Below are 8,946 nucleotides of genomic sequence, written 5' to 3'. Positions count from 1 at the left end.
GGTCGTTCTCAACGGTTTAAATGATGGCAGAGATGCAACTCGGCGTCACCACATCGCTTTCATGCGCAAATCGGTCATGCCACCAAACGCGTATTCGTTTTGGCGCATCAACGTCTGGAAAAATGCTGCTTCATCCTTCCAATGCAGTATGCGTTGCTCGGTATAATCCGGCTTCCCCTCATAGGAAATGGCGGCCTGGATCTCATATAAATTGGGACCGAGAGTGCAGCTGCATTCGAACCATACATCGAAATCTTCGTTCTCCTGAATTTCCCGCGTCCAGAATACTTCGCCGCCAAGGGCGCCGTTGAGAACCTGCATGTCCTGGTTCAGCGTTCCCCAAGAGTATATCTTGATGCCTTCCCGGCTTCTGATACGTATCGAAACGTTGATGCGATCAGTTGTGATTGTGGAATGGCACCTCACTCGTATTTTGACCGGATCTCCCGGATAGAAGACCGCACAGGTTTCACCGTCGGCATCGAAAGTCTGAACCGCTGTCACCTCGATGCCTCCGTCCCCGAAAGACAGGTTGTCGCTGCGTCCCGGCAAGGAAGTGCCCTTGTTCGCGCTGTTCGATGCCGCCGGCTTCTTAGAGCCGTTGGAGGCCGTGGTCTGCTTGGGCGCCAAGCGCGAGAAATAGGATGATTCTTCTTCGTGCAAAAGCTTCCGGTAGGAAAGCAGGACTTCCGAGGAGCTGCCTGTCAATACCTCCTGCCCACCTCTTAATAGAATGGCGCGATGCGTAAGCGTTCTAACGGACTCTTGATCGTGGGATACGAACAGTAGCGTCACTCCGTCCGAGAGCAGTTTCTCGATGCGAGCAAAGCAGCGCTTTTGAAACAGGGCGTCGCCGACGGCGAGCGCCTCATCGACGATCAGGATGTCGGGGTCGATCTGTACTTGAACGGCAAACGCGAGACGGACCAGCATGCCGCTCGAATAGGTTTTTACCGGCTGCTCGAGATAGTCGCCGATATCGGCAAATGCGGCGATCTTGTCAAAGCGCTCGTCGACTTGTTCGCGGGTCATGCCGAGCAACATGGCATTGAGATACACGTTCTCTCGCCCGGAAAATTCCGGGTTGAAGCCGGAGCCCAGTTCAAGAAGTGCGGCGATGCGCCCCTTCGTCGTCACGTTCCCGACGGTTGGAGCGAGAGTTCCGGTGATGATTTGCAGCAGTGTGCTCTTGCCGCTTCCGTTCCGGCCGACGATGCCAAAGGCCTCCCCTTTTTTGATCTCGAATGAAATGTCCCGCAATGCCCAATGTTCTTTGTAGTGGGCTACGACATCCCTTCCGATCACGCGTTGGATCGGCGGCAGAATAAACTGTTTCAGCCGTTCGCGCGGCGACGAATAGATCTCGTAACGCTTTCCGAGACCCTCGACTCTGATGGAGATTTCGTCAGAGGACATCGGCAAAACCTCTTCGCGTCTTCTGAAACCAGACGTAGCCGAACCATGCGAATATGCCGGAAAGAACCGTTTGAATAAGCCAGTGCCCCCAATGGAGGTCCTGTTTCCAGATCAAGACTCCTCGGGCTTCCTCAATGAGGAAAGTCAGTGGATTGAGCTGGAAGATGATGTGGAGCTGTTCCGGCAGAGCGCTTATGGGAAAGAAGACCGGCGAAAGGAACATCAATGCGGGAATGACCGCGGTAACGATTTGGTTCACGTCGCGAAGATAGACGCCTAGTGAGGAAAGGAACCAGGCAGATCCCATGGCCAAAAGAATCAGCGGAATCAGGATGAATGGAAAATATAAGGCTTGCACCGATGGCAGGCCGAAAAAGATGAGGTAGAACAACAGCCAAATAACCATGCTGGCCAAAAAATGAAATCCGGCTGAGGCCACCAAGACAAATCCCATTATCTCCAGCGGGAAAACGACCTTCTTGACGTAATTTACGTTGCCGACGATTAAGGAAGGCGCTCGTCCGAGACTTTCCGAGAAGAAATTGAAGATCAGCAGACCCGAGAAGAGGATCAAAGCAAATTCGGTTTTCGACTCGCTTCCGCCGGGCCAGCGCGCCTTGAACACCGTGCTGAAAAAGAATGTGTAAATCGTCAGCATCAGAAGCGGATTGAACAGCGACCACATAATGCCGAGAAACGATCCCTTGTAACGACCGATAACTTCGCGCTCGGTCAGCGCCAAAATGAGGCCGCGATTATTCCAAAAGCTTGTCAGCATTCCGATAGGAGATAGCGAAAAACGTTGCATCACTGAACGACCTTACAAGCTTCAGAGGCAAAGCAACCTATGTGGGAAATTACGGATTTATCCCCCGGGCTGCTCAGCATTGATGCAGATCTGGAATGGGATGTTTGCAAGCGCCAAGCTGGTCGACCGCTTTGTTTGCTGACAATGATTCCGTTCGTCTCACGGATGATTTTCGCGCGGTCCAGTGACGGTGTAAATCTTGGCGCATGCCTTTTTGATTGCGTTGGAGTTCCAAAGGCATAACGAGATTCTCCGTTCGCCCGGCGTGAGCTGAGTACTGGATCTAGGTTGTATCCGATCCTCTTATCCTCGATCCTGAAAATCAGCTGCGCCCCTCGAAAGATGGTTTTTCCGTAACTACCAAGGGTAGAGTGGAAAGCCCCGAGTCGTGGGCGCATATAGCCTAGAGCTCCGACAGAATCAAGAACGCGAGCTGTAAGCAGCAAATGGTGACGGAAGACCCTGCTGTTTGCCTGATGCGATCCCATCTGCGTCAATTTTCCTTTTTTCGTACAAGAGTGTGCGATGGCGTTTTGGATTCCTCTTTCGCGCATGGCGGGTTGAATTCAGCATGCGTCGCGGCGCTGCACCAATGATCAATGAATGTGTCGCTTGATGCCTTGTGGCTCAAGCGCTCACAACTGCCTACCGTCATATCGTTGAGTTCCCCGCAGCCAAATACTCCCCCTTCAGTCGCATGTGGCACCAGCAGGCGAAGGCGGAGCTTGCGAAGGCCAGGCTTTCGCCGATCGCCAGGCGGTTGTTGGAGTTGCTGAGGAGCGTCAATGAGAAAAAGAAAAGGCAGGCGATGTAGGCGTGCCATGCGGCGCGCGGGATGATGCCGGCCTTGCGGGCGCGCCAGACGGCGCGGATGAAGATGGCGAGCATGAAGCCCATGATTGCCGCACCGAACAGGCCGTAGCGCACTAGGATTTCCAGATAGCCGTTGTGCAGCAGCGTGTACTGGACATGCGAGTAGCGCGTCTCGGCCCAGCGTTCGAGCCAGCGGTTGCCCCAGCCGAAAATCGGTGCGGAGGAAAAGACCTCCCAGCTGTTCGACCAGAGCTGCAGGCGCTCGTCCATCGATACCGGCGTATTGCTGGAACTGATGGCGTTCGAAACCACGCCGCCCATCTCATGGCCGTTCGCCACATTTTCGACCATCGAAATGGCTGCCGACACAGTTGGGCCGGCCGTCTTGTCGAGATTGTGCCTGACACCATAGATGCCGGCGATCAACACGGCTGCGACGGCGATGATGATGATGACGCCGCTCTTCAGGCGCAAATAGGTGAGCGTAATGAGCGCCAGGACAGGCAGTGTTATGCCGAGTGCCAGCCAGACGCCTTTCGATTTGGCGCCGTAGATGGCGATGAAACAGAGCGCGAAGATGAAGGGCGAAACGATATAGGCGAAGCGGGCGATCCGGCGGTCGCTCGATTTGTCCGTCAGGTAGTGCAGCAGCCAGAACAGGGTGAAGATCACGATCATGCCGCAGGCAACGGCGCCGTGGATCTGGTTGTTCATGATCAACGGCCGGATGGTTTCGCCGGCAAAGACCTCGCGCAGATGCTGGGTGGCGACCAGCATGATAAGGACCATTGCGAAATAGGCCGCGACGATCTTCTCCATCAGCTCTTCATAGAGCAGGAAGGCGACGCCCATGATGGGGAAGAAGAAGGGAAAGGCATAGAGCCAGTCCGAGGCGCCGATATCGTGTTGCGGCGTCAGCCAGAAGGTGATGAAGAACCGCGCCATGACATAGAAGGCCCAGCCCATGCAGAGCCAGCCGATCCAGTCCGTGCGCGGCCGTATGGGCGCCTTCATGTAATAATAGAGGGCGATCAGGGAGAGGAGCGCCGTCGCATAGCGATAGGCGTCGCTCTCGACCACGGTCGGCGAGGCGACCAGCAGCCAGAGAATGCCGCCGATGACGGCGACCGGTTTCGTCAAGCTGCTCCCAGCCTTTGTGACGCCGATCGGCTCGGCTGCAAGGTCAGCATGCGGATTGTTCATGCGCGAGTCGTCCAATGTCGTCCGCCTTCGTCCAGAATCGGTTCATCATCCGGCATTTCTCGCCCCCATGACGGCCCCTATGGTCGCAAAAGGGCAGGAATACGGCAATTTTCCCATGCCGATGCGCCAACGATGTCGATTTCGCCGATTGTATGTTAATGAGCAACTCCGTCGCGCCGGACCACTTTCAGGGCTGTCAGGAAAATGATCTTGAGGTCGAAGAAAAAAGAGCGGCGGCGCAGATAATCTTCGTCCAGCGCCACCTTCTCGGGGATCGGCAGTTCGTCGCGGCCGTTGACCTGGGCCCAGCCGGTCAGGCCTGGCAGCAAAGCATCGACACCGCGCTCCGTGCGCAGGGCTATGAGGTCGTGCTGATTGAACAGCGCCGGGCGTGGGCCGACGATGCTCATCTCGCCTTTCAGGATGCACCAGAGCTGCGGTAGCTCGTCGAGGCTCGACTTGCGCAGGAAGGAGCCGATGGGCGTCAGATAGATATTCGGGTCCTTCAGCAGATGGGTCGCGACCGCCGGCGTATCTGTGCGCATGCTGCGAAATTTCGGCATGCGGAAGATCTTATTTTTCCGGCCGACCCGATCCGACCAATAGAGGATCGGACCCGGCGAGGTCAGCCGCACTGCGAGAGCAACGATCAGGATCGGAATGAAAAAGATGATGGTCGCGGCGAGAGCGGCGAGAAAATCGAAAAGGCGCTTGGCGATCGTATAAAGCATCGTCTCTTGTCGTTGCATCGCCCTCTGTTCTAAGGGTGATGAAGGTCGTCAATGCTCCGTCCATCTCATATCGCGATTTCAAGCACAACTATCCCCGGAAAGATTCCCCGCCCTTGTTCCGAGCGGATATCCCGTGCAAAGCATGTCTCCGCTATTCATGGTGCGGAAAAAGCGGAGGCAGTGCGCGGATGATCCTGGTAACGGGTGCGACGGGTTTTGTCGGACAGGCTCTGTGCACGGAGCTTTCCCGCCGGCGGATGGATTATCGGCCGGTCAGTCGCAACTTCCGCCCGGGCTTCGTCGCCATCGGGGCTATGGATAGCCACACGGATTGGTCCGATGCACTTGCTGGCGTCGATACCGTCATGCATCTGGCGGCCCGCGTCCATGTCATGAACGAGAGTGCCGCCGATCCGTTGGCCGCATTTCGCGCCGTCAATGTCAATGCAACGGTCAACCTGGCGCGACAGGCCGCAGGCGCCGGCGTGAAGCGCTTCGTCTTCCTGAGCTCGATCAAGGTCAACGGCGAGGGAACAGTAGCGGGAAAGCCCTTCAGGGCCTCGGACGTGCCGCATCCGGAAGATGCCTATGGCCGCTCGAAGCTGGAGGCGGAGACGGCCCTGCTCGCGATATCAGCGGAAACGGGGATGGAGGTCGTCATCATTCGGCCGCCGCTCGTCTATGGTCCCGGCGTTAAGGCGAATTTCGCAAGCCTGATGAAATGGGCCGCACGACCGTTTCCCTGGCCGTTCGGTGCGGTTCGAAACCGCAGGTCGCTCGTTTATGTCGGCAATCTCGTCGATTTCATGCTGCTCTGCGCGAAGCATGCGTCCGTCGGTAACCGCGTCTTCCTGGTCAGTGACGGCGAAGATCTTTCGATCGGCCAGCTGATCGCCAAACTATCCCTGTCGAGGGGGCGTAAAGCCTTGATGCTGCCGGTGCCACCCGTGTTGCTCGAGGGACTTGCGGCGCTGCTGGGGCGTCGAGCCGCCGCGCAGCGGCTGCTTGGCTCGCTTCAGGTCGATATCGGCGAGACGCGGGCGCTCACCGGCTGGTCGCCGCCTTACTCGGTCGAAGAAGGATTGGCGGCCACGGTCGCCGGTGCCGGGGCGAGTTGAGCTGGCCTTTCGGCCTTACAGGCTCCATACCGAATGACCTTCCAGCAGAGGATTGGCTCGATCGAGCGCCGCCTTCACGTCGACGACGACACCGTTCTCGCTCAAGAGATCGAGGATCTGGGCGGCCCCTTCGGCCAAATAGGATTTGTGGGGAACGGCAAGCACGAGGGCATCCAGCTTGTCGAAATCCTGCAGTTCTTTGAGCTTTATGCCATATTCTTCTTCAGCTTCCGAATGGCTTGCCATCGCATCGTGCACCAGCGGCTCCAGGCCGAACTGATGCAGTTCGCTGATAATGTCGGGAACGCGGCTGTTGCGCAGGTCGGGTACATTTTCCTTGAAGGTCAGCCCGAATATGCCGATGCGCGCCCCGTTGATCGGCTTTTTCGCCGCGACCAGCATCTTGATGAGTTTCTGGGCAATGAAGGCGCCCATGCCGTCATTGATGCGGCGCCCGGAGAGAATGACTTCCGGGTGGTAGCCGAGCTCTTCCGCCTTGGCCGTCAGGTAATAGGGATCGACGCCGATGCAGTGACCGCCGACCAGGCCGGGAGTGAAGGGCAGGAAGTTCCATTTGGTCCGCGCCGCCTTCAGCACGTCGGCCGTGCGGATATTCATTTTCTCGAAAATGATCGAAAGCTCATTCATCAGTGCGATGTTGACGTCGCGCTGGGTATTCTCGATCACCTTGGCGGCTTCGGCCACCTTGATGCTGGGGGCGCGGTGGATGCCGGCCTCGACCACGGCACCATAGATGGCGGCGATCCTTTCCAGCGTTTCCGCATCATCGCCGGCGACGACCTTCACGATGCGCTCGAAGGTGTGTTCCTTGTCGCCGGGATTGATGCGCTCCGGCGAATAGCCGACATGGAAATCCTCGCCCTGACGCAGCCCGGAAACCTCCGCCAGCACCGGGCCGCAGACGTCTTCGGTGACGCCGGGATAGACTGTGGATTCGTAGACGACGATCGAACCCTTGCGCAGAACCTTGCCCACCGTGCGGGAGGCCGAAATCATAGGCCGCAGATCCGGCTGCCGGTTCTGGTCGATCGGCGTCGGCACGGCGACGATAAAGATATTGCGATCCCTGAGATCCTCAATCTCGCTGCTGATGCGCAGTCCGCTCGACCGCAGCCGTTCGGTGGAAACCTCCCGGGTATCGTCCTCGCCCGCCTTCAGCGCGGAGACACGGGAGGCCTTTATGTCGAAGCCAACGACATCATGGAATTTTTCGGCAAGCGCAATCGCGACGGGCAGGCCCACATAACCGAGGCCGATAACGGCAATTTTTTCGTTCAACACAACATACCTCGAACACTCCGCCTGAATTAGCCCGAATACGAAGCGGATGTCAGCGCTTAATATTTGCCTTCAGGATCATTTCAGCTGTGGGTCGCATGAATGTGATGACCGGTCAGCGGCTTTGCAATGGCCCGGGCGTATAGCCTTATCGCATATTGCGCCTCAGCTTTGACGCAGATGCATAGGATGCCTATCGAAACTTTCTGGCTTCGACCCCATTTATTTGGGTGAGACCTAATTTTTTCGGAAAGCGTGGTTCGCAATGCGAAACAGCTATCTCAAACATCTACGCACCCAGCGCGAGCAGCTTGAAGCCAAGCTCGAGCTGCATATAGCCCGCTATTGTTTCGGCGACGAAGAGGTGGACGACGGCACGGAGGCGGAGCTGCGGCAACGCATCGCGGAACTGTCTGATGAAATCACCGAACTTGAAACCCAATGGGGTGAATAGTCGGACGATTGCTGAACGCAGTCGCTGCCTTGCGAGCTTCGGTCGGTACTCGGTGCGATAGAGGGTGCAAGGAAGTCCTGTACGGGATTCAGTTGCCAATCCGCGAAGGGTGGATTGGCGAAGCGAGCCGCCGAATCCGTGGATACCGGTGCTTGGCAGGCCGAAAACGGCTGGCCAGCCGCGCAGGCTCCGGCCTTTATCAGGTCGTCAGCGGAGGCTTGATCGGTCATCAGCCTGATTTTCATCGCTTCATCCGGCGTAAGCAGCCGTATCGAACTCGGAGCGGCACTCATTGCCATGTCGAGGATCGACCGATCGATGCCCATTTCCTTGAAGTAAGCGAGAAATTTTGATCGCTGTGATTTCGACAGCGTCGTGCTGTCGCGCAGCCCGATAAACTTGCGGCTGATTTCCTGGCGACTGATGAGGCGCTTCTTGCCGTTAACGATCTGATATTTCATCCGGTAGAGTATCCGCTCCCGATCATAGGTCGTCTTGACTTGATGCACGCCTACGATACCGAAAGGGCTGATGACGCGTCTGACGCCGGCGGCCAGTACGAAAGGGCAGGCCGAGAAACATCTGGCGCCAGCGGAATAGACGACGCCTTTTGCGCCGGCGTGCCAGCCATCGCCACAGAGTGGCTGGTCGTTCGGGCAGGATCGAAGTCTCGTGCCGCCCACCGCCACCGACAGGCCGCGCTTTCGGATGATCTCCCCCATTTCCATCGCAGCCGCTACATTTCCGCCGGGCGAGTTCACGATTATGGGCAGCTTCCTGCTGCCGATACTGGCCAGAAGTTTGCGCAGATCGCCAGGAGATTTCGCATCGATCATGCCTTCTGCGGCAATCCAGTCGACGCAGCCCTCGGGTCGACAGCTGCCGGAGCCGGGATCGGCATGGACCAGCATGAACTGCATGGGTGCGCCCGGTACCTGAGCTGCTGCCATCGGCGCCAAGGTAAAGAGCGCTAGTCCTGCTGCAGCCCCTAGCCGACAGTTTTGGACAAGGAGGCGCGCAAGATGCGAGAAAACTACTGGAATCATGAAGCGATGCCTCCCAGCATCTTTGTGACAGACGGCCAGTAAAACACAACTCCGTTAA

General features: G+C 57.3%; 7 protein-coding genes. 2 read left to right on the top strand and 5 right to left on the bottom strand.

Features of this window, described 5'->3' with window-relative positions; translation table 11 throughout:
• Positions 1-45 precede the first annotated feature (45 nt).
• The 4 genes from ACK83U_RS16035 to ACK83U_RS16020 all read right to left on the bottom strand — a co-directional run bounded on the left by ACK83U_RS16035 (position 46) and on the right by ACK83U_RS16020 (position 4,971).
• Positions 46-1,416, bottom strand: a complete 1,371-nt coding sequence (locus tag ACK83U_RS16035; protein WP_112606836.1) for an ABC transporter ATP-binding protein — start codon at positions 1,414-1,416, stop codon at positions 46-48.
• Positions 1,406-2,224, bottom strand: a complete 819-nt coding sequence (locus tag ACK83U_RS16030; protein ID WP_112606834.1) for an ABC transporter permease — start codon at positions 2,222-2,224, stop codon at positions 1,406-1,408. The genes ACK83U_RS16035 and ACK83U_RS16030 overlap by 11 nt, the downstream gene beginning before the upstream one ends.
• A 651-nt stretch (positions 2,225-2,875) precedes the next feature.
• Complete coding sequence (locus ACK83U_RS16025; protein ID WP_112607056.1) at positions 2,876-4,240, bottom strand: O-antigen ligase family protein; 1,365 nt, start codon at positions 4,238-4,240, stop codon at positions 2,876-2,878.
• Positions 4,241-4,395: 155 nt separating this feature from the next.
• Positions 4,396-4,971: a sugar transferase gene (locus ACK83U_RS16020; RefSeq protein WP_112607054.1), complete on the bottom strand. Its 576-nt coding sequence runs from the start codon at positions 4,969-4,971 to the stop codon at positions 4,396-4,398.
• Positions 4,972-5,159: 188 nt separating this feature from the next.
• Between ACK83U_RS16020 and ACK83U_RS16015 the strand changes: the two genes are divergently transcribed.
• On the top strand, positions 5,160-6,089 hold the full coding sequence (locus ACK83U_RS16015) for a UDP-glucose 4-epimerase family protein (protein WP_112606832.1): 930 nt from the start codon (positions 5,160-5,162) through the stop codon (positions 6,087-6,089).
• Positions 6,090-6,104: 15 nt separating this feature from the next.
• Here ACK83U_RS16015 and ACK83U_RS16010 read toward each other — a convergent pair whose 3' ends face one another.
• Positions 6,105-7,391 carry a nucleotide sugar dehydrogenase gene (locus ACK83U_RS16010; protein ID WP_112606830.1) on the bottom strand — a complete coding sequence of 429 codons (1,287 nt, stop codon included), beginning with the start codon at positions 7,389-7,391 and terminating at the stop codon, positions 6,105-6,107.
• A 262-nt stretch (positions 7,392-7,653) separates the two neighbouring features.
• On the opposite strand from ACK83U_RS16010, the gene ACK83U_RS16005 reads away from it, so the two are divergent.
• Positions 7,654-7,842, top strand: coding sequence for a hypothetical protein (locus ACK83U_RS16005; RefSeq protein ID WP_075853439.1), 189 nt, complete (start codon positions 7,654-7,656; stop codon positions 7,840-7,842).
• Positions 7,843-8,946: the final 1,104 nt, after the last annotated feature.

This window comes from Rhizobium sp. WW22 (genome assembly GCF_047041135.1).
Taxonomy (GTDB): Bacteria; Pseudomonadota; Alphaproteobacteria; order Rhizobiales; family Rhizobiaceae; genus Rhizobium.
Note: the sequence above shows the minus strand (reverse complement) of the source record. Positions and strands in the feature narration are given on the sequence as shown.

Bases quoted from the DNA above. Each gene is read 5' to 3' on its own strand.
- ACK83U_RS16035 (WP_112606836.1), bottom strand. From the start codon at position 1,416: ATGTCCTCTGACGAAATCTCCATCAGAGTCGAGGGTCTCGGAAAGCGT.
- ACK83U_RS16015 (WP_112606832.1), top strand. From the start codon at position 5,160: ATGATCCTGGTAACGGGTGCGACGGGTTTTGTCGGACAGGCTCTGTGC.
- ACK83U_RS16030 (WP_112606834.1), bottom strand. From the start codon at position 2,224: ATGCAACGTTTTTCGCTATCTCCTATCGGAATGCTGACAAGCTTTTGG.
- ACK83U_RS16005 (WP_075853439.1), top strand. From the start codon at position 7,654: ATGCGAAACAGCTATCTCAAACATCTACGCACCCAGCGCGAGCAGCTT.
- ACK83U_RS16020 (WP_112607054.1), bottom strand. From the start codon at position 4,971: ATGCTTTATACGATCGCCAAGCGCCTTTTCGATTTTCTCGCCGCTCTC.
- ACK83U_RS16025 (WP_112607056.1), bottom strand. From the start codon at position 4,240: ATGAACAATCCGCATGCTGACCTTGCAGCCGAGCCGATCGGCGTCACA.